We start from the raw sequence: 21671 nt of genomic DNA on the forward strand, positions 1-21671 counted from the left end.
CCCCACCGCCCAGCGGTGGGGGCCGGTGCCGTTCCGCGCTCCGGGGTGCCCGGGGTCAGACGGTCTCGGGTACCCGGAGATGGGCGAGGACGAGGTCCATCTCAGCGACGTCGAGGATGTCGATGCCCATGGTGTCGACGGCCCGTTCCCGGAGCATGCGCGCCTGGTCCCGCGTCCCCTCGAGGTGCGCGCGGTCCTCGAAGACGACCGTGCCGACGGCGCGGGCGCTGTCCCGGTCGACGAGCAGGCTCAGGCTGCAGAAGCCGGGCAGCTCCTGGAGCCGCGGCATCAGGGTGGAGCGGTACATCTCGAGGATCTGGTCGACCCGGGCCGGGTCGCCGCGGCTCCAGGTGAGCCGCGCGCAGGCGCCGTCCGCGGCGGTGTGCTCCCGGTGCAGGACGGCGATCTCCCACTCCTGCACCTCGGGGTCCTCACCCGTCCCGAAGTGCTCCACCAGGTGCTCGCGCAGCGGGTGCACGCGCTGGGCGCTGGCCCGCATCGCCTCCCGGTCCTCCCACGCCGACGTCGCGATGCACCGGCCGGACTCCCGGTCGCACATCATCGACAGGCCGACGCAGCCGTCCATGTCCTGCAGGGCCGGCCACACCTCGTCGCGCACGTACGCGATCGCGTCGTCGAGCGAACCGGGGTTGGCGCGGATGGTGGTGGATCGGGCGTACATGCCGCCCCCCTCTCGGACCGGCGGCGGTGCCCCTGCGGCATCGCCGCGCGGTCGAGCGTCCTCCCGCGCCCGGCGCCGGACAAGGTCCCCGGCGCCGCGCGGGACCCGGTCCTCCGGCGGAGGACCGGGTCCCGGTGCCTCAGGTGTTGTCCGACCGGCCGGTCAGCGCGTCGCGGAGCCGGTCCACCATCCCGACGCCCGGTCCCACGGTCTTGTGGAACAGCGCGCTGTGCGGCGACGACGGGTGCGGCCGGGTGGGCGCGGCCTTCTTCGCCGCCTCCACCTTCCGGCCGATCTCCACGAGCTGGTCCGGGCTCAACCGGGCGCGCAGCTGGGGGAACTGCTCGGTCTCCTCGTCGGTGACGTGGTGGCGCAGCACCTGCTCGAGGCGGCCGAGGGTCTCGAGGAACCGGGCGTCGGCGGAGTCGACGTCCTCGAGCTCCTTCATCACCTCCACCAGCTGCTGGTGCTCCTGGATGTCGTCCTGCACCGCCGCCTCGCCGTCGGGCAGGTGCTCGCGCATGGCCGGGTAGACGAACATCTCCTCGGCGACCGAGTGCCGCATCAGCTCGGCGATCACGGTGTCGGCCATGTCCCGCCGCTCGGCGGGATCGGCGGCCGGGATGCGGCCGACGAGGTCGAGGACCTCGTGGTGGTCGGTGGTCAGGATCTCGACGACGTCCTGGTTGCTCGTGCTCGCGGTCATCGGGCTGCCTCCGGGCCGGAACGGTGCCGGGCGGCTGCTCACCCGGCACCGCGGTCCTACCCGGGTGGCGCTGCCCACACCCCCCGCACCGGGCCCGGGGAGGCGTGTACAGTGGGTCCTACCGACGCGGGGTGGAGCAGCTCGGTAGCTCGCTGGGCTCATAACCCAGAGGTCACAGGTTCGAATCCTGTCCCCGCTACCACGGCACGAGGGCCCCGGAGCAGACGCTCCGGGGCCCTCGTCGCATCCCGGGTGGTCGACGGGAACAGGGCGGGCGCCGGCCCGGTTGCGGAACGGCATGGAGCCGACCGTGCAGGACGCCCCCGAGTCCGAGCGTTACGAGATCCGCGACGGCGACCGCCTCCTGGGGCTGGCCGCGTACTCCCGGCGGGGTGCGCAGGTGGTCTTCACCCACACCGAGATCGACCCCGACGCCGAGGGGTCCGGGCTGGGCGGCAGGCTCGTCCGGGCGGCCCTGGACGACGTCCGGTCGCGCGGGGAGACGGTGGTGCCGCGCTGCTCGTTCGTCTGCGGCTGGATCGAGCGCCACCCCGAGTACGGCGACCTGGTCGACCGCGGCGACGCCTGACCGCGGAGGGTCGGGCGCCGGCCCGTACACGGGTGTGTTGCCCGTCACACGGCGTCCTCTCTAGGTTGACGGTCACTGCTGACCGCTCGACGAGGAGGTCGTCCGTGAGCGTCGAGGCCCCGATCCCGCAGACAGAGTCCGGTGCGGAGGTCGCCGACCCCACCGACGTCGACCTCGGCGACGGTGACCTCAGCGACGTCGACCTCAGCGGCGTCGACCTGTCCGACCGGGACTGGTGGACCCGCCCGCCGGCCGAGCGGCACGCGGCCCTGGACCGGCTCCGCCGGGAGCGGCCCTTCGCGTTCTTCGCCGAGCCCGACCTGCCCGGCATCCCGGCCGGCCCGGGCTACCACGCCGTCACCCGCTACGCCGACCTCGAGGCGATCAGCTCCCAGCCGGCGGTGTTCTGCTCGGGGCAGGGCGCGGTGTCGATGCAGGACGTCCCGGCCGAGCTGCACGAGTTCTACGGCTCGCTGATCAGCATGGACGACCCGCGGCACGCCAAGATCCGCCGGATCGTCTCGAAGACGTTCACGCCGCGGATGCTCGAGCGGACCCTGGACTCGGTGCGCGCCGTCGTCGACGACGTCCTGGCGCGGGCACGGGTGACGGCCGAGGCCGGCGACGGCGTCATCGACGTCGTCGCCGACATCGCCGCCCCGATCCCGCTGCGGGTCATCTGCGACATGATGGGCGTCCCCGAGGCCGACCGGGCGGCCGTGCTGGCCAACTCGAACGTCATCCTGTCCGGCGGCGACCCCGAGCTCATCGAGAACGACGACCCGCTGACCGCCTTCCTCACCGCCGGCACGGAGATGGCCGCGCTGATGGAGCGGCTGGCCGCCGAGCGCGTCGCCGAGCCCCGGGACGACCTCACCACCGCGCTGGTCACCACCGAGGTGGACGGCGAGAGGCTGTCCCACCAGGAGATCGCCTCGTTCTTCATCCTGCTGCTGGTGGCCGGCAACGAGACCACGCGCAACGCCATCTCCCAGGGCCTGCTGGCGCTGGCGGAGTGGCCGGAGGAGCGGGCGCGGTGGGCCGCCGACCCGTCGCTGGACCGCACCGCCGTCGAGGAGGTCGTGCGCTGGGTCAGCCCGGTCACCTGGATGCGCCGCACCGCCACCCGGGACGGCGAGATCGGCGGCCACCGGTTCACCGCCGGGGAGAAGTTCCTGCTGTTCTACGCGGCGGCCAACCGCGACCCCGAGGTCTTCGCCGATCCGCAGCGCTTCGACGTCGGCCGCGACCCCAACCCGCACGTCGGGTTCGGCTCGAAGGGCCCGCACTTCTGCCTCGGCGCGCACCTCGCCCGCCGCGAGCTGCAGGTGACCTTCCGGGCGCTGTTCGACCAGCTGCCCGACCTCGAGGTCACCGGCCCGCCCGACCGGCTGGCGTCCTCGTTCGTCAACGGCCTCAAGCGGCTGCCGGCCCGGCTCGGCGGGACCCGCTGATGCGGATCGCCGCCGACCGCGAGCTGTGCGTGGGCTCGGGGCAGTGCGAGCTGCTCGCCCCGGACGTCTTCGAGGTCGACGACGACGGCGCGGTGCGGGTGCTGCAGGAGACGCCGGACGACGGGGACGCCGCGCGGGACGCCGTGCAGCAGTGCCCGACCGGGGCGCTGTCGATCGCCGGCTGAACGCCCTCAGGCGGGGAGCGCGGCCCCGGCGCCCGGCGCGGTGAGGTCCGCGGCCAGCCGGTCGAGCGGGACGTCGAGCGTCCGGGCCACGGCGGCGACGGTGAAGAACGCCGGGGTGGGCACCCGCCCGGACTCGATCTTCCGCAGGGCCTCGAGGCTCACCCCGGAGGCGGCGGAGACCTCGGCGGGGGAGCGGTCGCCCCGCGCGGCCCGCAGCAGCGCGCCCAGCCGGCGGCCGCGCTCGCGCTCCTCGGGGCTCAGCGGCGGTCGCACCATGGCGTGATAGTAATACCGGGATATGAATCCCGGTGCTGCCGGGACACCGATCCCGGGAGGACCCAGATGATCGAGCTGCGCACGCCGGGCGAGCTGGAGGCCATGCGGGCCGCCGGGGCGGTCGTCGCCGACGTGCTCGCCGCCGTCCGCGCCGCGGCCACCCCCGGTGCCCGGCTGACCCAGCTGGACGGGGTGGCCCGCGACGTCCTGGCCGACGCCGGCGCCGGCTCGCCGTTCCTCGGCTACGCCCCGCACGCGACCACCCCGCCGTTCCCGGGCGTGGTCTGCCTGTCGGTCAACGACGTCGCCCTGCACGGCATCCCGACCACCCGGGAGCTCGAGGACGGCGACCTGCTGAGCGTGGACGCCGGCGCCACCCTGGACGGCTGGGTCGGCGACTCGGCGATCACCTTCCCCGTCGGCACCGCGCGGCCCGAGGACCTCGCGCTCGTGGCGACCGCCGAGCGGGCGCTGGCGGCGGGGATCGCGGCGGCGGTGGTCGGCAACCGGGTGGGCGACGTCTCGGCGGCGATCGGGGCGGTCGGGCGGGCGGGTGGCTGTGGCATCAACACCGACCAGGGCGGGCACGGCGTCGGCCGCACCATGCACGAGGCGCCGCACGTGCCCAACGAGGGCCGCGCCGGCCGCGGCGTGCCGCTGCGCGCCGGGCTGGTGATCGCGATCGAGCCGTGGTTCCTCGCCGGCGGCAGCGACGACTACCGGGTGGACGCCGACGGCTGGACGCTGCGCAGCGCCGACGGGAGCCGGGCCGCGCACGTCGAGCACACGGTCGCGGTCACCGAGGACGGCCCGAGGATCTTGACCCTTCCGCGTTGACCGGCCCTGTCCAGAGGCTCGCCCCGAGCGTGCGAGGGGTGAGGAGGACAGGGTCCTTTCGCTGACCCTTCCGCGCTGACCCGCCCCGCGCTGAGGCCGTCAGGCCAGCGCCTGCTCCAGGTCGGCGAGCAGGTCGTCGACGTCCTCGATACCCACCGACAGGCGCACCAGGTCGCCCGGCACCTCCAGCGGCGAGCCGGCGGCGCTGGCGTGCGTCATCCGGTGCGGGTGCTCGATCAGCGACTCCACCCCGCCCAGCGACTCGGCCAGCGTGAACAGCCGCGCCCGCTCGCAGACCCGCAGCGCCGCCTCCTCGCCGCCGGCCACCCGGAACGACAGCATCCCGCCGGAGCCGGACATCTGCTTGACCGCGATGTCGTGGCCGGGGTGGTCGGGCAGGCCGGGGTAGAGCACGCGGGACACCGCCGGGTGCCCGGTGAGGTACTCGGCGATCCGGGCGGCGTTGGCCTGGTGCCGCTCCATCCGCACGCCGAGGGTCTTGATCCCGCGCAGCACCAGCCAGTCCGACAGCGGGCCGGACACCGCGCCCATGGCGTTCTGGTGGTAGGCCAGCTGCTCGGCGAGGTCGGCGTCGCGGACGACGAGCGCGCCGCCGACGACGTCGGAGTGCCCGCCGAGGTACTTCGTCGTCGAGTGCACGACGACGTCGGCGCCCAGGGTCAGCGGCCGCTGCAGGTAGGGGCTCGCGAAGGTGTTGTCGACGACGAGCAGCGCACCGGCCTCGTGCGCCACCTCGGCGGTGAGCGCGATGTCGGCGACGTTGAGCAGCGGGTTGGTCGGCGTCTCGCACCAGATCACGCGGGTGGCGCCGGGCCGGATCGCGGCGCGCAGGGCGTCGGGGTCGTTGAGGTCGACGGGGGTGTGCTCGACGCCCCAGCGCGAGACGACCCTCGAGATCAGCCGGAACGTGCCGCCGTAGGCGTCGCCGCCGAGGACGACGTGGCTGCCGGGCTCGCACACGGTGCGCAGCAGGGTGTCCTCGGCGGCCAGGCCGGAGGCGAACGCCAGGCCCGCGGTGCCCTCCTCGAGGGAGGCCAGCAGCTGTTGCAGGGCGTCGCGCGTGGGGTTGGCGCTGCGGGCGTACTCGTAGCCGTTGCGCAGCCCGCCCACGCCGTCCTGCTTGAAGGTGGTGGCCAGGTGCAGCGGGACGACGACGGCGCCGGTGGCGGGGTCGGGGTCCTGCCCGGCGTGGATCGCGCGGGTGTCGAAGCCGGAGAACCCGGTCACCGGGTCACCCCCGCCAGGTGGCCGAGCACGTCCTGCCGGGTGACCACACCCGCGGGCTTGCCGTCGACGTGCACCACCAGCGCGTCGGCCTCGCCGAACTCCGCCACCGCGGCGCTGACCGGCTCGCCGGAACCGATGATCGGCAGCGGCGCGGACATGTGCCTCTCCACCCGGTCCGACAGCGAGGCGCGGCCGGCGAACAGCGCGTCGAGCAGCACCTTCTCGTCCACCGAGCCGACGACCTCGCCGGCGGTCACCGGCGGCTCGGCCCGCACGACCGGCATCTGGCTGACGCCGTACTCGCGCAGGATGTCGATGGCGTCGCGCACCGTCTCGTTCGGGTGGGTGTGCACCAGCACCGGCGTCGCGCCGTCCTTGGCGGCGAGCAGCTCACCCACCGTCTCGCCGGTGGCGACGTCGAGGAAGCCGTAGTCGGCCATCCACCGGTCGTTGAAGATCTTGTTGAGGTAGCCGCGGCCGCCGTCGGGGAGCAGCACCACCACGACGTCGTCGGGCCCCAGCTCCTCCGCGGCGCGCAGCGCGCCGGCGACGGCCATCCCGCAGGAGCCGCCGACCAGCAGCCCCTCCTCGCGGGCCAGCCGGCGGGTCATGCGGAAGGAGTCGGCGTCGGAGACCGGGACGATCCGGTCGGCGACCGAGCGGTCGTAGGCCTCGGGCCAGAAGTCCTCGCCGACGCCCTCGACCAGGTAGGGCCGTCCGGTGCCGCCGGAGTACACCGACCCCTCGGGGTCGACGCCGACCACGCGGACGCGGCCGTCGCTGACCTCCTTGAGGTAGCGGCCGATGCCGCTGATCGTGCCGCCGGTGCCGACCCCGGTGACGAAGCAGGTCACCTTCCCCTCGGTCTGCTCCCAGATCTCCGGGCCGGTGGTCTCGTAGTGCGAGCGCGGGTTGGCCGGGTTGGCGTACTGGTCGGGCTTCCAGCCGCCGGGGGTCTCGCGGGCCAGCCGGTCGGAGACGGAGTAGTACGACCGCGGGTCCGACGGGTCGACGGCGGTGGGGCAGACGACGACCTCGGCGCCGTAGGCCCGCAGCACGTTGATCTTGTCCTGGCTGACCTTGTCCGGGCACACGAAGACGCACTCGTAGCCGCGCTGCTGGGCGACCAGCGCCAGCCCGATGCCGGTGTTGCCGCTGGTCGGCTCGACGATCGTCCCCCCGGGCCCCAGCTCCCCGCTGGCCTCGGCGGCGTCGACCATCCGCACGGCGATCCGGTCCTTCACCGACCCGCCGGGGTTGAGGTACTCGACCTTGGCCAGCACCAGCGGCGCGTCCGGGCCGAGGTCGGCGGTGACCCTCGACAGCCGGACCAGCGGGGTGCCGCCGATCAGGTCGACCACGGACTCGGCGTACTGCACGCGGACCTCCTCGCCGGCGCTCCGGGCGGGCGCCGTGTGTCCCATCCCACCACCCCGACGGCTTCCCGGCTGCGCCGCCGTCCCCTCCGCGCCCCGCGCCGGCGGCCGTCGTCGGCGGGTTCCCGACCGCGTCCGTCCGCCGAGGCGCGTGTCGCCGCCGGCCGGCCCGGGCAGGGCTGCGGCATGACCGCGCCCCTCCCGTCCGCGCCGCTGACCGGCGGCGGCAGCATGCCGCTGCTCGGCTTCGGCACCTGGCAGATGACCGGCAGCACGTGCTACGACGCCGTCCGCACCGCCCTGGACGCCGGCTACCGGCACCTGGACACCGCGACGATGTACCGCAACGAGGCCGAGGTCGGCCGGGCGCTGCGTGACTCCGGCGTCGACCGGGACGAGGTCTTCGTGACCACCAAGCTGCCGCCGCACGAGGCGGGCCGGGCCGACCGCACGCTGTCGGCGTCGCTGGACGCCCTCGGCCTCGACGCGGTCGACCTGTGGCTGGTGCACTGGCCGCCCGGCGGCTCCGACGAGGGCCTGTGGGAGCGGTTCGTCGCCGCCCGCGAGGATGGGTGGGCCCGGGCGGTCGGGGTCAGCAACTACTCGCTGGACGCGGTGGACCGGCTCGCCCGGGCGACCGGCGTGGCACCGCAGGTGAACCAGGTCAGCTGGGCACCGGCGCTGTACGACCCGGCGGTGGAGGTCGGGCACCGGGAGCGCGGCGTCGTCCTCGAGGGCTACAGCCCGTTCAAGAACACCGACCTCGGCGACCCGGTGCTGCGGGAGGTCGCCGACGCGCACGGCGTCACCCCGGCGCAGGTCGTGCTGCGCTGGCACGTCGAGCACGGGGTGGTGGTGATCCCGAAGTCGGCCACCCCGGAGCGGATCCGGGCCAACCTGGAGATCGGCGGTTTCGCGCTGTCGGCCGAGGAGGTCGCCCGCGTCGACGGCCTGGCGCGCGGCTGAGGGCTACCCGGCGTCCACGGCTCCGGCGTCCGGGGCCGTGGCGACCGGGCGCCGGGGCTCGCCGGCCAGTGCCGGCCGGACGTCGATCAGCGGGGCCACCAGCCCCGTCGTCGGCCGGGTCACCGGGGTCAGGGTGGGGGCCGACGTCCGCCGCCGGGAGCGCAGGGCGGTGAGCAGGTCCAGCGCCGCCAGCACCGAGGCGCCGACGAGCACGTTGCGCAGCCGGCGCTCCCGCTCGCCGCGCCGGTTCTGCAGGGCGACGCCCATGACGGCCAGGTCGACGGCGTCGCCGGCGACGCGGGTCCACGCCCAGCCGGGTCGGCCGGCGAGCAGGCCGGCGGCGTGCGCGAGCTCCCGGGCGCCGACGGCGGTGACCACCGGCAGCGCCGCGGGGGAGTCGTCGACGCCGGCGAAGCGGGCGACGGCCGTGGGCGAGGCCAGCATCGAGGTGCCGAGACCGAGGCTGGCCAGGCCGAGCAGCCGGGCCGTGCGGCGGGCGGGGCGCGCGCTCATGGGGTCCTCCCGGGGTCGGTCGCCCGGGCGGCTACCCGGGCGCCCGGCGCGGAAACGGCCGGTGGCGGGGCCGCTCGCGGCGGGACGAGGATGCGGGGCATGACTGCTCCCGCCGGTACCCGCACGCTCGGCCGGAACGGCCTGGTCGTCTCCGCCCTCGGCCTGGGCTGCATGGGCATGAGCCAGATGTACGGCGCCGCCGACCGCGACGAGTCCATCGCGACGGTCCACCGCGCGCTCGACCTCGGCATCACCTTCCTGGACACCTCCGACGTCTACGGCGACGGGCACAACGAGGAGCTGGTCGGCGAGGCGATCCGTGGTCGGCGCGACGAGGTGCAGCTGGCGACGAAGTTCTCGCTGCGGCGCAACGACCGCGGGGGCATGGACGTCGACGGCCGGCCGGAGAACGTGCGCGCCTGCGCCGAGGCCAGCCTGCGCCGGCTCGGCGTCGAGGTGATCGACCTGTACTGCCAGCACCGGGTGGACCCCCGCGTGCCGATCGAGGACACCGTCGGGGCGATGGCCGAGCTCGTGCAGCAGGGCGAGGTCCGGTACCTCGGGCTGTCGGAGGCGTCGGCCGCGTCGGTCCGCCGGGCGGTGGCCGTGCACCCGATCGCGGCGCTGCAGAGCGAGTGGTCGCTGTGGACGCGGGACCTCGAGACCGAGGTCCTGGGCGTCGCCCGCGCGGCGGGCATCGGCATCGTGCCGTTCAGCCCGCTGGGCCGCGGGTTCCTCACCGGCGCGATCACCAGCCCCGACGACTTCGCCGACGACGACTGGCGGCGCACCCACCCGCGGTTCACCGGGGAGGCGTTCGCGGCGAACCTGCGCCTGGTCGACGCCGTCCGCGCGATGGCCGGGGAGAAGGGCTGCACACCCGGGCAGCTGGCGCTGGCCTGGGTGCTCGCGCAGGGCCCCGACGTCGTCCCGATCCCCGGCACCAAGCGGCGGTCCTACCTGGAGGAGAACGCCGGCGCGCTCGCCGTGGAGCTGTCGGCCGACGACCTCGCCCGGCTCGGCGAGATCGCCCCGCCCGGGGTCGCCGTCGGCGGCCGGTACGCCGACGCCGGGTACGCCTACGGCGACAGCCCGGAGCGCGCCGCGTGAGCGACCCGGCGTGCGGTGTCGCGCACGGGGCACCGGCCGCCCCCGCGACCGACCGGGTGCTGGTGGCGGTGTTCGCCTCCCCGGTGGCCGAGGTGCTGCTGCGCTGGGGCGCCGAGCTCGGCTTCCGCACCGCGCTGGTCGACCCGGCCGGCGGGGACGGCACCCGCACGCTGGCCGACCTCGAGGACGCCCTCGACCTCGACCGGGCCGACGTCGTCGTCACCGACCACCACCGCCCCGAGCTCGGTGAGGTGCTGCGCGACGCGCTGGCCCGCCGGGTCCGCTGGCTCGGCGTCATGGGCAACCCGCGGCACCAGGGCCCGCACGTGGCGGCGCTGGCCGCCCTCGGCGTCCCACCGGAGGAGGTGGCCCGGGTGCACCGGCCGATCGGGCTGGACATCGGCTCCCGCGCGCCGGCGGAGATCGCGCTGAGCACGCTGGCCGGGCTGCTGGCCGACCGCACCGGCCGCTCCGGCGGGTTCGCGCACGGCCCGCGGTGAGCGCCGTCCTGCTCGGCGCCGACCTCGGCACCAGCGGGCTGAAGCTCGTCGCGCTCGGCGAGGACGGCGGCACCGTCGCCGAGACCGAGGCCGGCTACCCCGTGGACAGCCCGCGGGAGGGCTGGGCCGAGTGCGCCGTCGGCACCTGGCGGGCGGCGTTCGACGACGCGCTCGCCCGGCTGCTGCCCGCGCTGGGCGGCCGGCCGGTGGCCGGGCTGGGCCTGTCCGGCCAGATGCACGGCACGGTGCTCGTCGACGACGCCGGCGCCGCGCTCGCGCCCGCGGTGCTGTGGCCGGACCGGCGGGCCGCCGCGGAGGTCCGCCTGTGGCGGGCGCTGCCGGCTCCCGACCGCGCCGCGCTGGCCAACCCGCTGGTGCCGGGCATGACCGGCCCGGTGCTGGCCTGGCTGGCGGCGCACCGGCCCGACCTGGTCGACCGCGCCGCGGCCGTCCTGCTGCCCAAGGACGCCCTCCGCGCCACCCTGCTGCCCGGCACCGACCCGCGGGTCACCGAGCGCAGCGACGCCTCGGCCACGCTGCTGTGGGACGTCGTCGCCGACGGCTGGTCCGCCGCCGCGCGGGCCGCGGCCGGGGTGCCGCCGGGCCTGCTCCCGGCGGTGCGGCCCTCGGCGGAGGTGGCCGGGACGGCGGTGCTCGGCGGGGCGGAGGTCCCGGTCGTCGTCGGCGGCGGGGACACGCCGCTGGCGCTGCTCGCGGCCGGCACGACCGCCGGGCTGCAGGTCAACCTCGGCACCGGCGCGCAGGTGCTGCGGCCCGGCTGGACGCCCGCACCGGCCGACGACCCGCCGGTGCACGGCTACGCCGACGCCGAGGGCGGCTGGTACGCGATGGCCGCGCTGCAGAACGGCGGCTCGGCGTGGACCTGGGTGGCCGGCGTGCTCGGCGTCCCGCCCGCCGACCTGTTCGACCTGGCCGCGACGTCGCCCCCCGGGGCCGGGGGAGCGGTGTTCCGGCCGTTCCTCACCGGCGAGCGCGGCGGGGTGGCCGGGCCGGAGGACCGCGCCGGCTGGTCGGGCCTGGGCGCCGGCACCACCCGCGCCGACCTCGCCCGGGCCGCCGTCGAGGGGGTGCTGTCGGCCGTCGCCGCGGCGGCCGCGCTGCTCGGCGAGGTGCCCGGGGGCCCCGTCGTCCTGACCGGGGGCGGGGGACGCGCGCCGCTGGTGCGGGAGACCCTCGCCGGCCTGCTGGGCCGGCCGGTGACGTACCTGCCGCTGCGCAGCGCGTCCGCGGTCGGGGCGGCGCTGCTGGCCGGGCGCGGCACCGGCCTGCCGGTCGAGCCGCGGCGGGCCTGACCGGCCGCATGGAACGGTGCCGGCCCGGGCACCGTTGACCGGGACGGAGGGCCCAGGACGGGCCCCGGCGAGAGGAGGCACGCGAGATGGCGTCGGTGTTCGACAAGGTGGCCCAGTTCGCCCGCAGCCCGAAGGGTCAGCAGACCCTCAAGCAGGTGTCGGCCAAGGCCCAGCAGCTGGCGAAGGACCCCAAGACCCGGGCGCGGATCGACGACGCCCGTCGCCGGTTCACCGGTGGCCGTGGCACCGGCGGCGGCCCGCGCCCCACGGCGTAGCCCCGGACACGGAGGCCCCTCCCCGGGATCGGGGAGGGGCCTCCGCCGTCACCGGGCGGCGGGGTCGGGCAGGCGCAGGTGCGCCAGCGCGGCGTCGTGCAGCGCGCCGTTGGTGGCGAGGGCGCTGCCGCCGGCCGGCCCGTCGGCGCCGGTGAGGTCGGTGAACCGCCCGCCGGCCTCGCGCACGATGACGTCGAGCGCGGCGAGGTCCCACAGCGACACCTCGGGCTCGCAGGCGACGTCGACCGCGCCCTCGGCCAGCAGCACGTAGCTCCAGAAGTCGCCGTAGGCGCGGGTGCGCCACACCGACCGCGTGAGGTCGAGGAAGCCGTCGAGCAGGCCGCGCTCCTCCCAGCCGGACAGGCTGGAGTAGGACAGGCTCGCGTCGCCGAGGTCGGTGATGCCGGAGACGTGGCACCGGGTGGCCGACTCCAGCCGCCGCCCGGTCCAGGCCCCGACGTCCTTGGCCGCCCACCACCGGCGGTTGAGCGCCGGCGCCGAGACCAGGCCGACGACCGCCTCGTCGCCGTCGAACAGCGCGATGAGGGTCGCCCACACCGGCACGCCGCGGACGAAGTTCTTCGTCCCGTCGATCGGGTCGAGCACCCAGCGCCGCGGGCCGTGGCCGGTGACGCCGAACTCCTCGCCGAGCACGGCGTCGCGGGTGCGGGCCCGCGCGAGGGTGATGCGCAGCTGCTCCTCGACGGCGCGGTCGGCGTCGGTGACCGGCGTCAGGTCCGGCTTGGTCTCGACGGCGAGGTCGAGGGCCCGGAACCGCTCCATGCTGATGGAGTCCGCCTGGTCGGCCAGCACGTGCGCCAGGTGCATGTCCCCCGTGAAGTCCCGGCCCGGTGTCATGGGCACCGAACCTAGCGGGCGGTCAGTCGAAGACCGCGGCACTGACCCCGCTGGGCCCCTCGTACTCCCGGTCCGCGATCTTCTGCAGCGCGTCGAGGACCTCCGCGTCGGCGCCCTTGGCGTGCTCGAGGATCTGCTCCTTGCTGGCGGGGTAGTCCAGGCCCTTGAGGGCCTTCTGGAGGTCGATGGGGCTCACCATGCCGGTGCCGCTACCCCCGCCCACGTGCTCCGATGCACGGATACCGTCGAGGGGATGGACGCGGCGACGATCGTGGGGCTCCTGGCCGACCCCACCCGGCTGAAGGTGGTGGCGGCCCTGGCGCTGGGCGCCGGGACGATCGAGGACGTCGCCGCGGCCTCGGGGCTGTCGCTCAAGGACGTCGCGCTCGCCGCCCGCCGGCTCGCCCGGGCCGGGCTGGTCCGCCGCGACGGGCACGTCCTCGAGCTGCTGACCGACCGGTTCGGCGCCGCCGCCCGCGCCGCGGCGGAGGCGGCACCGGCGCCGGAGCCGCTGTCGGACGACCCGGCCGAGTCCGCGGTGCTCGCCGCGTTCATCCGCGACGGCCGGCTGACCACCATCCCGGCGCAGCAGAGCAAGCGGCGCCTGGTGCTCCAGCACGTGGTGCGGGTGTTCGACGTCGGCGTCCGCTATCCCGAGCGCGAGGTCAACGCGCTGCTGGCGGTCTGGCACCCCGACACCGCCGCGCTGCGCCGCTACCTGGTCGACGAGGGGCTGCTCTCCCGCGAGGCCGGCCTCTACTGGCGGACCGGCGGCTGGGTCGACGTCTAGTCCTCCTGCCGACGGGTGCCCCGGCCGGGGACCACACTGCCGGGTGTGCCCGACGCCGACGCCTTCCGCGCGCTCGCCCGGTCCTCCCCGGACCGGTGGACGACGCTGCGGTTCACCGAGCGCCGGCGCCGCGGGTGGACGTGGTCCGAGCCGGTCCGCGCCTGGCTGCGCCGGCCGGACCGGCTCCGGGTCGAGGACGCCGCCGGCCGGCTGCTCGGCGTCGTCCGGGAGGCCGGCGCGGGGGAGGACCCGATGTGGCAGGACTACCGCTGGGTGGCCGAGCTGCGGCCGCGGGAACTCGCCGACGGCGTCGACCCGGACACCGGGGCGCCCGCCGGCCCGGCGCTGACCGTCGACGGCCTGCGCGAGGTCGAGCACGCCGGCCGCCCGGCCTGGGAGGCGCTGGTCGTGCCCACCGACCGGTACGAGCCGCGCTGCGGCTGCTGCCCGCTGCTGCGCAGCCGCCGGGTCGACGAGCTCGAGTGGGGGAGCGTCCCGGAGGGCGTGGAGTACCCGACCGCGCACCTCGTCCGGCTCGACCTGCGGACCGGCGTGTGCGTGTGGGCGGAGGCGCTGGACGGCACCCACGCGGGCGAGACGCACGACCTGCGCATCGAGGCGGTCGACGAGCCGGTGCCCGACGGGCTGTTCGCGCGTCCCGGACGGGGCTAGCCGAGCCGGACGGTCCCGTCGGCGTCGACCGACCAGCCGGGGTTGTGCCCGATCTCCCAGACGACACCGTTGGGGTCGCGCACCAGCGCGTGGAAGACGCCGCCGAAGGCACCCTCCTCGGGCGGGGTCAGCACGGTGCCGCCCGCGGCGGCCATCCGCTCGCACAGCGCGGCGACGGCGTCGCGGTCGCCGACGTTGTGCGCCAGCGTCAGCCCGGACACCTCCGGCCGGGCGGGCCCGGTGCCGAGGTCCCGGGCGAACTGCGCCGTCTCGAAGAAGGCCAGCACCGTGCCCGGCGCGACCTGGAAGAAGACGATCTCGCCGGGCACGTCGAGCAGCGGCGTCCAGCCGAGTCCCTCGACGTAGAACCGTCGCGCGGCGTCGAGGTCGGCGGTGGCCAGCGTGAGGAAGTGGACCCGCTGCTCCACGGAGGCTCCTCTCCTCAGTGACCGGGGCCGAGCTGGCCCACGGCGTCGAGCAGCCGCCGCACGCTGGCCAGCCGCTCGGCGCGGCCGGGCGGGCCGTCGGCCGCCCAGGCGTCCAGCGCGCAGTCGGGGTCGTCGGCGGAGTGCCCGCACCCGGGCGGGCAGTCGACGGCGGCCTCGGCGAGGTCGTCGAAGGCCGCGACGACGTCGTCGGCGGTGACGTGTGCCAGGCCCAGCGAGCGGATGCCGGGGGTGTCGACGATCGTGCCGCCGCCGGGCAGGTCGAACAGCACCGCCGACGACGACGTGTGCCGCCCCTTGCCGATCTTCGTCACCTCGCCGGTGGCCCGGCCGGCCTCGGGCACCAGCCGGTTCACCAGCGTCGACTTGCCCACGCCCGACTGGCCCACGAACACGCTGGTGCGTCCCTCCAGCCGCTCGAGGAGCGGGTCCAGCGGCGTCTCCCGGGACACCGCCACCGCGCCGACGTCCAGCCCGGCGTACCGGTCCAGCAGCGCCTGCGGACTGGCCAGGTCGGTCTTGGTCAGGCAGAACAGCGGCTCCAGCCCGCCGGCGTAGGCGGCCACCAGGCAGCGGTCGAGGAACCCCAGCGCCGGGTCGGGGTCGGTCACCGAGGTGACGACGACGAGCTGCTCGGCGTTGGCCACCACGACCCGCTCGGTGGGGTCGGTGTCGTCGGCGGTGCGCCGCAGCGACGTCGTCCGCTCCTCGATGACGACGATCCGGGCGAGGGTGTCGGGCCGGCCGCTGGTGTCGCCGACCAGCCGCACCCGGTCCCCGACGACGACGCCGTGCCGCCCCAGCTCCCGGGCGCGCATCGCGGTCACCTCGAGCTGGGCGCCGTCGGGACCGGGGATCCGGACGGTCATCCGGCCGCGGTCGACCGCGATCACCAGGCCGGGGACGGCGTCGGCGTGCGCCGGCCGGGTGCGGGTGCGCGGGCGGGAGCCGCGCCGGTTGGGCCGGACCCGGACGTCGTCCTCGTCCGAGCGGCTGTCGTGGCGGCGGCTCAGGAGGCCACCCCCGCGGTCGCGGAGAGCATGCCCGCCCAGCGCTCGCGGAAGTCCGGCAGCGTCTTGGTGACCGCCTCGGGCCCGGAGACCCGCACGCCGTCGACGGCCAGGCCGAGGACGGCGGCAGCGTGCACCATGCGGTGGTCGGCGTAGGAGTCCAGCAGCGCCGCCCGGAGCGGGCCCGGCTCGACCTCCAGGCCGTCGGGCAGCTGGCGCACGCGGGCGCCGACGGCGGTGAGCACCTCGTCGAGGGCCTGGATGCGGTCGGTCTCGTGGCCGCGCAGGTGGGCGATGCCGGTCAGGCGGGAGGGCCCGTCGGCCAGCGCGCACAGCGCGGCGAGCACCGGGGTCAGCTCGCCGACGTCGCCCAGGTCGGCGACCAGCGGGGCGATGCGGCCGGTGCCGGTGACCCGCAGGCCGTCCGGCGTCCGCTCGACCTCGGCGCCCATCGCGCCCAGCAGCGCGTCCAACTGCGCGCCGGGCTGGGTGGTGGCCGCCGGCCAGTCGGGCACGGTGACCCGCCCGCCGGTGACCAGCGCCGCGGCGAGGAAGGGCGCGGCGTTGGACAGGTCGGGCTCGACGACGCGGTCGAGCGCCGCGAGCGGGCCGGGGGCGACGCGCCAGCCGCGGTCGGTGGCGACGACGTCGACGCCGTGCTCGCGCAGCGCGGCGACGGTCATCTCCACGTGCGGCATCGACGGCACCCCGCCGGCCAGGGCGAGGTCGATCCCGTCGGTGAACCGGGCGGCGGCCAGCAGCAGCCCCGAGACGATCTGCGAGGACTCGCTCGCGTCGACGGTCACCGCCCCGCCGCGGACCGCGCCGGTGCCGTGCACGGTCAACGGCGCCCGGCCGCGGCCGCCGTCGTCGACCCCGACGCCGAGGTCGCGGAGCGCGGCGATCAGCCCGGCGTTCGGGCGCTCGCGCAGCCGCGGGTCGCCGTCGAGCCGGACCGGGCCGTCGGCGAGCGCGGCCACCGGCGGCAGGAAGCGCAGCACGGTGCCGGCCAGCCCGGCGTCGACCTCCGCCGGGCCGCGCAGCCGCGCGGGGGTGACCAGCCAGTCGGCGCCGTCCTCGGCGATCCCGACGCCGAGCGCGCGCAGGCCGGCGGCCATGAGGTCGGTGTCGCGGGCCCGCAGCGGGCGCACGACGCGGCTCGGGCCGGCGGCGAGCGCCGCGAGGACCAGCGCCCGTGCGGTGATCGACTTGGACCCGGGCAGCGGGACGACCGCGTCCACGGGGGTCGGGCGGTGCGGCGTCGTCCAGACCTGGCTCACGGGGGACCATCCTGCCCGGTCCGGACGACGCCGCTCACGCTCGGCCCGCCCTAGCCGGCCTGCGGCTTCTCCGCCTTCTTGGCCGGCACCGTGCGCAGGAGCCGCCGGTTGGCGAACTCGAACATCGCCAGCTCGGAGAGCTCGCGGCCGTAGCCCGAGCGCTTGATCCCGCCGAAGGGCAGCTCGGGGGAGGAGCCGGTGGGCTGGTTGATCCAGACCATCCCGGCCTCGATCCGCTCGGCCACCGCCCGCGCGCGGTCGAGGTCGCTGCTCATCACGGTCGCGCCGAGCCCGTAGACGCTGTCGTTGGCGAGGGCGACGGCCTCGTCGGCGTCCTTGACCCTGTAGACGACGGCGGCGGGCCCGAAGAGCTCCTCGTGGTACGCGCGCATCTCGGGCGTCACGTCGGTCAGCAGGGTCGGCTCGACGAACGCGCCCGGCAGGTCGGGGCGGCCACCTCCGGCGAGCACGGTGGCGCCCTTGTCGACGGCGTCCTGGATCTGGGCGTGCAGGTCCTTCGCGGCCTGCTCCGACGACAGCGGAGCCAGCGTCGTGTCCGGGTCCGCGGGGTCGCCGGGGGAGAAGGTGGAGAACGCCTGCCGCAGGCCGGCGACGAAGGGCTCGTAGGCGTCCTCGGTGACGATCAGCCGCTTGGCGGCGATGCACGCCTGGCCGGTGTTCTGCATCCGGCCGGTGGTCGCCGCCTTGACCGTGGCGCCGACGTTCTCGGCGTCCAGGACGATGAACGGGTCGCTGCCGCCGAGCTCGAGCACCGACTTCTTCAGGTGCTTGCCGGCCAGGGCGCCCACCGCGCTGCCGGCGCGCTCGCTGCCGGTCAGCGTCACGCCCGCGATGCGCGGGTCGGCGATGACCTGCTCGACGTCGGCGATGCGCAGGAAGGTGTTGGTGAAGACGCCCTCGGGGGCGCCGGCGTCGGTGAACAGCTGCTCGATGGCCTGCGCGCACTGCGGGACGATCTCGGCGTGCTTGAGGATCACGGTGTTCCCGAGCACGAGGTTCGGGCCGACCACGCGGACGACCTGGTAGTAGGGGTAGTTCCACGGCTCGATGGCCAGCAGCGCGCCCACCGGCTGCGTCTCGACGACGGCCTCGCCCTTGCCCAGCAGCGGCTGGATCGGGGTGGGCTCCAGGAAGGCCGGGCCGTTGTCGGCGTAGTAGTTGAGGATCATCGAGCACAGGAACAGCTCGCCCGCGGCCTCCTCGCGGCGCTTGCCCATCTCCTTCGTGGCGAGCGCCGCCAGCTCGTCGCGGCGCTCGTCCATCAGCTCCGCCGCGCGGCGGACGACGCCGGCGCGCTCCTCGACCGTGCGCTGCCGCCACTCCTGGTACGCGGCGTGCGCGGTCCCGATGATCCCGTCGATGGCCTCGGTGGGCGTGAAGTCGAACTCCTCCTCGGTCTCCCCGGTGAAGGGGTCGACCGTCGCGTAGCGCCGCTCGGCGGACTCGCTCGCGGTCTTCGGCTGCTGCTGCGGTGGGTTCTGGGTCGCGGTCACGCGCGTGATCCTCGTCTCTGCTCGCCGGGGTCTGCACCCCGGGCCTACCCGGGGTCCGGCGGGGCACTCCCGCTGTCCCCGGTCCCGCCTAGAGTCGGTCCCGCGGGCCCGTCCCGGGCCGGCCCGACAGCCGGGGAGGACCAGCCATGTGCGGTCGCTACGCCGCCACCCGCCGTCCCGAGGACCTCGTCGTCGAGTTCGAGGCCGTCACCGCGGAGGGGCAGGAGCCGCTGCAGGCCGACTACAACGTCGCGCCGACCAAGGACGTCTACGTGGTCCGCACCAAGCGCGAGCGCGACCCGGAGGGCAGCCCCACCGGCGCCGGGCACCGCGAGCTGCGCTCGGTCCGCTGGGGCCTGGTGCCCTCCTGGGCCAAGGACGTCTCGGTCGGCAACCGGCTGCTCAACGCCCGCGTCGAGTCGCTCACCGAGAAGCCGGCCTTCCGCTCGGCCGCCCGCTCCCGCCGGTGCCTGGTCCCGGCCGACGGCTGGTACGAGTGGCAGAAGAAGCTCGACTCGCCCGGCAAGCAGCCGTTCTTCATCACCCCCGCCGACGGGTCGGTGCTGGCCATGGCCGGGCTCTACGAGGTGTGGGGCAAGGGCGAGGACCGGCTCTACACCTGCACGGTGGTCACCGCGCCCGCCGTCGGCGCGCTCGCCGAGATCCACGACCGGATGCCGCTGGTGCTGCCGCGCGAGCGCTGGGCCGACTGGCTCGACCCGGCCCTCGACGACGTCGAGGCGCTGGCGGAGCCGACCCCGCCGTCGCTGGTCGAGGGGCTGGAGCTGCGCCCGGTGAGCCCCGCGGTGAACAACGTCCGCAACAACGGCGCCGAACTGGTCGCCCGCGTCGAGGGCACCAGCGCCCCGGCCGACCAGCCCGCGCTCTTCTGAGGAGCCGTCCCCTGAGCGAGCGCGCGTCCGCCGTCGTCCCGTCCCACCCGCCCGCCGAGCCGCCCGCCGAGCCCGTGCTGCCCGGCTGGGTGGCCGCCGGGGTCACCTTCCTCGCCTCCGGCGCGGTGCTGGTGCTGGAGATCGTCGGGCTGCGGCTGATCGCCCCCTACGTGGGCATCACCCTGCAGACCAACACCGCGGTCATCGGCTTCGCGCTGGCCGCGATCGCGGTCGGCGCCTGGGCCGGGGGCGCCACCGCCGACCGCCGCGACCCGCGCGGGCTGATCGCGCCGCTGCTGGTCGCCGGCGGGGCGCTGGTGATCGCCGTCCTGCCGCTGGTGCGCTTCACAGGGTCGTTCCTCACCGGTCCCGACGCCGGGGCCGTGCTGCTGCTGGCCGCCGTCGCCATCGTGGTGCCCGCGACGCTGCTGTCGGCGGTGCCGCCGATGGTGGTGAAGCTGCAGCTGGCCAGCCTGGCCGAGACCGGGTCGGTGGTCGGGAAGCTGTCGGGCATCGGCACGCTCGGCGGGATCGCGGCCACCTTCGCCACCGGCTTCGTGCTCGTCGCGGTCTTCCCCAGCAGCGGCATCCTCGTCGGCACCGGGCTGGTGACCGTCGTCGCCGGCGTCGCCGTGTTCCTGCTGCTCCGGCACCGGTCGCCGGGTGGGGCGGGGCGCGCGCCGACGGCGCTGCTGCTGCTCGCCGTCGCCGGGTCGCTGCTGGCGGCGGTCGCGCCGACGCCGTGCGAGGAGGAGACCTCCTACCACTGCGCCCGCGTGGTGGCCGACCCCGAGCGGGAGACCGGCCGGGTGCTGGTGCTGGACACGCTGCGGCACAGCTACGTCGACCTCGCCGACCCGACGTACCTGGAGTTCCAGTACGTCCGGGTGATCGCCGCGGTCACCGACGTCCTGGCCCCCGCGGGGCAGCCGCTGTCGGCGCTGCACCTCGGCGGCGGCGGCGCGACGGTGCCGCGCTACCTCGCCGAGGTCCGTCCCGGCACCGAGAGCCTGGTGCTCGAGGTCGACCCCGGCGTCGTCGCGATCGACCGCGAGCAGCTGGGCCTGGAGATCTCGCAGCAGCTGCGGGTGCGGGTCGGCGACGCCCGCGTGGGGCTGGCCGCCGAGCCCGCCGGCACCCGCGACCTCGTCGTCGGCGACGCCTTCGGCGGCCTGTCGGTGCCGTGGCAGCTGACCACCGTGGAGGCGCTGGAGCTGGTCGAGCGGGCGCTCACCGACGACGGCGTGTACGTCGCCAACCTCATCGACCACCCGCCGCTGGGCTTCGTCCGCGCGGAGCTGGCCACGATGCGCGCGGTGTGGCCGCACGTGCTGCTGCTCGCCCGCGCCCCGGTGCTGGCCGGAGAGGACGGCGGCAACCTCGTCGCGGTCGCCTCGCACCGGCCGCTGGACGAGGCCGCGCTGGCGGGGGCGCTGCTGGCGCAGGACTCGGCCTGGCAGGTCGCCTCCGACGGGGAGGTGGCCGCCCTCGCGGGCGACGCGCAGGTGCTCACCGACGACGCCGCGCCGGTCGACCAGCTGCTCACCCCCTACGGCGCCCCCGGCTCGTAGTCGGTGAGTTCTCCGCGATCACGGCGCCGCGACCACTCCGCGGGGCCGGATCGTGGTCACGGCGCCGTGATCGCCGGACCTCAGCGGCCGATCGGGGCGGTGCGGGCGCGGGTCAGGCGGACCAGGTCGGCCGGCGGCAGCTCCACCTGCAGCCCGCGCCGGCCGGCGCTGACCATCACCGTCGCGAAGCCCAGCGCCGAGTCGTCGACCACGGTGGGCAGCGCCTTGCGCTGGCCGAGCGGGCTGATCCCGCCGAGGACGTAGCCGGTGGTGCGCTCGGCGTCGGCCGGGTCGGCCATCGCCGCCCTGCGCCCGCCCGCCGCGGCGGCCAGCGCCTTGAGGTCGAGGGTGCCGCTCACCGGGACGACGGCGACGGTGAGCGTGCCGTCGACGCGGGTGACCAGCGTCTTGAACACCTGGCGCGGGTCGGCGCCGAGGGCGGCCACCGCGGCCTCGCCGTGGCCCTGGTCGCCGGGGTGCTCGGGGTCGTAGGGGTGCAGGGTGTGCGCCACCCCGGCCTTCTCCAGGGCCCGCACCGCGGGGGTCGCCGCCACGGCGGGGGACTGTATCCAGCAGCCGCGCGGACCGCCGCCGACTTCCCGCGGCC

At 76.1% G+C, this 21671-nt stretch carries 26 protein-coding genes and 1 tRNA gene; 14 read left to right on the forward strand and 13 right to left on the reverse strand.

What is annotated here, in order from left to right:
* Positions 1-55: 55 nt before the first annotated feature.
* Both ACI8AB_RS19685 and ACI8AB_RS19690 read right to left on the reverse strand, forming a co-directional pair.
* Complete coding sequence (locus ACI8AB_RS19685) at positions 56-682, reverse strand: antibiotic biosynthesis monooxygenase (RefSeq protein ID WP_456951505.1); 627 nt, start codon at positions 680-682, stop codon at positions 56-58.
* 139 nt (positions 683-821) lie between these two features.
* Positions 822-1388, reverse strand: a complete 567-nt coding sequence (locus ACI8AB_RS19690; RefSeq protein WP_456951506.1) for a hemerythrin domain-containing protein — start codon at positions 1386-1388, stop codon at positions 822-824.
* Positions 1389-1513: 125 nt separating this feature from the next.
* Here ACI8AB_RS19690 and ACI8AB_RS19695 point away from each other — a divergent pair.
* The 4 genes from ACI8AB_RS19695 (at position 1514) to ACI8AB_RS19710 (ending at position 3616) form a co-directional block, all read left to right on the forward strand.
* Positions 1514-1590 (forward strand) — tRNA-Met (locus tag ACI8AB_RS19695).
* Positions 1591-1698: 108 nt separating this feature from the next.
* Complete coding sequence (locus ACI8AB_RS19700; protein WP_456951507.1) at positions 1699-1977, forward strand: GNAT family N-acetyltransferase; 279 nt, start codon at positions 1699-1701, stop codon at positions 1975-1977.
* 104 nt (positions 1978-2081) lie between these two features.
* Positions 2082-3431, forward strand: coding sequence for a cytochrome P450 (locus tag ACI8AB_RS19705; RefSeq protein ID WP_456951508.1), 1350 nt, complete (start codon positions 2082-2084; stop codon positions 3429-3431).
* Positions 3431-3616 (forward strand): ferredoxin, encoded by a 186-nt coding sequence (locus ACI8AB_RS19710; RefSeq protein ID WP_456951509.1) that lies wholly within the window; start codon positions 3431-3433, stop codon positions 3614-3616. Before ACI8AB_RS19705 ends, ACI8AB_RS19710 begins: the two co-directional genes overlap by 1 nt.
* A 6-nt stretch (positions 3617-3622) precedes the next feature.
* Here ACI8AB_RS19710 and ACI8AB_RS19715 read toward each other — a convergent pair whose 3' ends face one another.
* A complete protein-coding gene (locus ACI8AB_RS19715; protein WP_456951510.1) occupies positions 3623-3892 on the reverse strand; it encodes a helix-turn-helix domain-containing protein in 270 nt (89 codons plus the stop codon).
* A 66-nt stretch (positions 3893-3958) separates the two neighbouring features.
* On the opposite strand from ACI8AB_RS19715, the gene map reads away from it, so the two are divergent.
* Positions 3959-4729, forward strand: a complete 771-nt coding sequence (map, locus tag ACI8AB_RS19720; protein WP_456951511.1) for a type I methionyl aminopeptidase — start codon at positions 3959-3961, stop codon at positions 4727-4729.
* 99 nt (positions 4730-4828) lie between these two features.
* Here map and ACI8AB_RS19725 read toward each other — a convergent pair whose 3' ends face one another.
* Positions 4829-5977 carry a cystathionine gamma-synthase gene (locus ACI8AB_RS19725; protein WP_387990277.1) on the reverse strand — a complete coding sequence of 383 codons (1149 nt, stop codon included), beginning with the start codon at positions 5975-5977 and terminating at the stop codon, positions 4829-4831.
* On the reverse strand, positions 5974-7356 hold the full coding sequence (locus ACI8AB_RS19730) for a cystathionine beta-synthase (protein WP_456951512.1): 1383 nt from the start codon (positions 7354-7356) through the stop codon (positions 5974-5976). The genes ACI8AB_RS19725 and ACI8AB_RS19730 overlap by 4 nt, the downstream gene beginning before the upstream one ends.
* Before the next feature lie 183 nt (positions 7357-7539).
* Here ACI8AB_RS19730 and ACI8AB_RS19735 point away from each other — a divergent pair, with 183 nt between their 5' ends.
* On the forward strand, positions 7540-8319 hold the full coding sequence (locus ACI8AB_RS19735) for an aldo/keto reductase (protein ID WP_456951513.1): 780 nt from the start codon (positions 7540-7542) through the stop codon (positions 8317-8319).
* Between the two features lie 3 nt (positions 8320-8322).
* Here ACI8AB_RS19735 and ACI8AB_RS19740 read toward each other — a convergent pair whose 3' ends face one another.
* Positions 8323-8832, reverse strand: a complete 510-nt coding sequence (locus tag ACI8AB_RS19740; RefSeq protein WP_456951514.1) for a hypothetical protein — start codon at positions 8830-8832, stop codon at positions 8323-8325.
* Positions 8833-8931: 99 nt separating this feature from the next.
* Between ACI8AB_RS19740 and ACI8AB_RS19745 the strand changes: the two genes are divergently transcribed.
* The 4 genes from ACI8AB_RS19745 to ACI8AB_RS19760 all read left to right on the forward strand — a co-directional run bounded on the left by ACI8AB_RS19745 (position 8932) and on the right by ACI8AB_RS19760 (position 12030).
* Complete coding sequence (locus ACI8AB_RS19745) at positions 8932-9942, forward strand: aldo/keto reductase (protein WP_456951515.1); 1011 nt, start codon at positions 8932-8934, stop codon at positions 9940-9942.
* Positions 9939-10442 carry an XdhC family protein gene (locus tag ACI8AB_RS19750; RefSeq protein ID WP_456951516.1) on the forward strand — a complete coding sequence of 168 codons (504 nt, stop codon included), beginning with the start codon at positions 9939-9941 and terminating at the stop codon, positions 10440-10442. The genes ACI8AB_RS19745 and ACI8AB_RS19750 overlap by 4 nt, the downstream gene beginning before the upstream one ends.
* On the forward strand, positions 10439-11755 hold the full coding sequence (locus ACI8AB_RS19755; protein ID WP_456951517.1) for an FGGY family carbohydrate kinase: 1317 nt from the start codon (positions 10439-10441) through the stop codon (positions 11753-11755). Before ACI8AB_RS19750 ends, ACI8AB_RS19755 begins: the two co-directional genes overlap by 4 nt.
* Positions 11756-11841: 86 nt before the next feature.
* On the forward strand, positions 11842-12030 hold the full coding sequence (locus ACI8AB_RS19760) for a hypothetical protein (RefSeq protein WP_456929268.1): 189 nt from the start codon (positions 11842-11844) through the stop codon (positions 12028-12030).
* A gap of 48 nt (positions 12031-12078) precedes the next feature.
* On the opposite strand, the gene hisN is transcribed toward ACI8AB_RS19760, so the two are convergent.
* Together hisN and ACI8AB_RS19770 are read right to left on the reverse strand one after the other, a co-directional pair.
* Entirely contained in the window at positions 12079-12888 is an 810-nt protein-coding gene (gene hisN / locus ACI8AB_RS19765) for a histidinol-phosphatase (protein WP_456951518.1), read from the reverse strand.
* 22 nt (positions 12889-12910) lie between these two features.
* Entirely contained in the window at positions 12911-13087 is a 177-nt protein-coding gene (locus ACI8AB_RS19770; RefSeq protein ID WP_387990253.1) for a DUF2795 domain-containing protein, read from the reverse strand.
* 54 nt (positions 13088-13141) lie between these two features.
* Between ACI8AB_RS19770 and ACI8AB_RS19775 the strand changes: the two genes are divergently transcribed.
* Positions 13142-13678: a DUF2087 domain-containing protein gene (locus tag ACI8AB_RS19775; protein ID WP_387990250.1), complete on the forward strand. Its 537-nt coding sequence runs from the start codon at positions 13142-13144 to the stop codon at positions 13676-13678.
* A gap of 45 nt (positions 13679-13723) precedes the next feature.
* Positions 13724-14350 carry a hypothetical protein gene (locus ACI8AB_RS19780; protein ID WP_456903419.1) on the forward strand — a complete coding sequence of 209 codons (627 nt, stop codon included), beginning with the start codon at positions 13724-13726 and terminating at the stop codon, positions 14348-14350.
* Here ACI8AB_RS19780 and ACI8AB_RS19785 read toward each other — a convergent pair.
* From ACI8AB_RS19785 to ACI8AB_RS19800, 4 genes are all read right to left on the reverse strand, one after another.
* Entirely contained in the window at positions 14347-14778 is a 432-nt protein-coding gene (locus ACI8AB_RS19785; RefSeq protein ID WP_387990244.1) for a VOC family protein, read from the reverse strand. The genes ACI8AB_RS19780 and ACI8AB_RS19785 overlap by 4 nt on opposite strands.
* Before the next feature lie 14 nt (positions 14779-14792).
* Positions 14793-15665 (reverse strand): ribosome small subunit-dependent GTPase A, encoded by an 873-nt coding sequence (gene rsgA / locus ACI8AB_RS19790; protein ID WP_456951519.1) that lies wholly within the window; start codon positions 15663-15665, stop codon positions 14793-14795.
* 140 nt (positions 15666-15805) lie between these two features.
* The gene (aroA, locus tag ACI8AB_RS19795; protein ID WP_456951520.1) at positions 15806-17086 is read right to left on the reverse strand and encodes a 3-phosphoshikimate 1-carboxyvinyltransferase; all 1281 of its coding nucleotides are present in this window, start codon (positions 17084-17086) and stop codon (positions 15806-15808) included.
* A 50-nt stretch (positions 17087-17136) separates the two neighbouring features.
* A complete protein-coding gene (locus tag ACI8AB_RS19800) occupies positions 17137-18600 on the reverse strand; it encodes an NAD-dependent succinate-semialdehyde dehydrogenase (RefSeq protein ID WP_456951521.1) in 1464 nt (487 codons plus the stop codon).
* Positions 18601-18746: 146 nt separating this feature from the next.
* Between ACI8AB_RS19800 and ACI8AB_RS19805 the strand changes: the two genes are divergently transcribed.
* Both ACI8AB_RS19805 and ACI8AB_RS19810 read left to right on the forward strand, forming a co-directional pair.
* The gene (locus ACI8AB_RS19805) at positions 18747-19493 is read left to right on the forward strand and encodes an SOS response-associated peptidase (protein ID WP_456951522.1); all 747 of its coding nucleotides are present in this window, start codon (positions 18747-18749) and stop codon (positions 19491-19493) included.
* Positions 19494-19567: 74 nt separating this feature from the next.
* On the forward strand, positions 19568-21064 hold the full coding sequence (locus ACI8AB_RS19810; RefSeq protein ID WP_456951523.1) for a fused MFS/spermidine synthase: 1497 nt from the start codon (positions 19568-19570) through the stop codon (positions 21062-21064).
* An 80-nt stretch (positions 21065-21144) separates the two neighbouring features.
* On the opposite strand, the gene ybaK is transcribed toward ACI8AB_RS19810, so the two are convergent.
* Positions 21145-21618 (reverse strand): Cys-tRNA(Pro) deacylase, encoded by a 474-nt coding sequence (ybaK, locus tag ACI8AB_RS19815; protein WP_456951524.1) that lies wholly within the window; start codon positions 21616-21618, stop codon positions 21145-21147.
* Positions 21619-21671: the final 53 nt, after the last annotated feature.

This window comes from Geodermatophilus sp. SYSU D00698 (assembly GCF_054050335.1).

Bases quoted from the DNA above. Each gene is read 5' to 3' on its own strand.
- ACI8AB_RS19745 (WP_456951515.1), top strand. From the start codon at position 8,932: ATGACTGCTCCCGCCGGTACCCGCACGCTCGGCCGGAACGGCCTGGTC.
- hisN (WP_456951518.1), bottom strand. From the start codon at position 12,888: ATGACACCGGGCCGGGACTTCACGGGGGACATGCACCTGGCGCACGTG.
- ACI8AB_RS19770 (WP_387990253.1), bottom strand. From the start codon at position 13,087: ATGGTGAGCCCCATCGACCTCCAGAAGGCCCTCAAGGGCCTGGACTAC.
- ACI8AB_RS19740 (WP_456951514.1), bottom strand. From the start codon at position 8,832: ATGAGCGCGCGCCCCGCCCGCCGCACGGCCCGGCTGCTCGGCCTGGCC.
- ACI8AB_RS19690 (WP_456951506.1), bottom strand. From the start codon at position 1,388: ATGACCGCGAGCACGAGCAACCAGGACGTCGTCGAGATCCTGACCACC.
- ACI8AB_RS19710 (WP_456951509.1), top strand. From the start codon at position 3,431: ATGCGGATCGCCGCCGACCGCGAGCTGTGCGTGGGCTCGGGGCAGTGC.
- ACI8AB_RS19735 (WP_456951513.1), top strand. From the start codon at position 7,540: ATGACCGCGCCCCTCCCGTCCGCGCCGCTGACCGGCGGCGGCAGCATG.
- ACI8AB_RS19715 (WP_456951510.1), bottom strand. From the start codon at position 3,892: ATGGTGCGACCGCCGCTGAGCCCCGAGGAGCGCGAGCGCGGCCGCCGG.
- rsgA (WP_456951519.1), bottom strand. From the start codon at position 15,665: ATGACCGTCCGGATCCCCGGTCCCGACGGCGCCCAGCTCGAGGTGACC.
- ACI8AB_RS19685 (WP_456951505.1), bottom strand. From the start codon at position 682: ATGTACGCCCGATCCACCACCATCCGCGCCAACCCCGGTTCGCTCGAC.
- ACI8AB_RS19760 (WP_456929268.1), top strand. From the start codon at position 11,842: ATGGCGTCGGTGTTCGACAAGGTGGCCCAGTTCGCCCGCAGCCCGAAG.
- ACI8AB_RS19805 (WP_456951522.1), top strand. From the start codon at position 18,747: ATGTGCGGTCGCTACGCCGCCACCCGCCGTCCCGAGGACCTCGTCGTC.
- map (WP_456951511.1), top strand. From the start codon at position 3,959: ATGATCGAGCTGCGCACGCCGGGCGAGCTGGAGGCCATGCGGGCCGCC.
- ACI8AB_RS19775 (WP_387990250.1), top strand. From the start codon at position 13,142: ATGGACGCGGCGACGATCGTGGGGCTCCTGGCCGACCCCACCCGGCTG.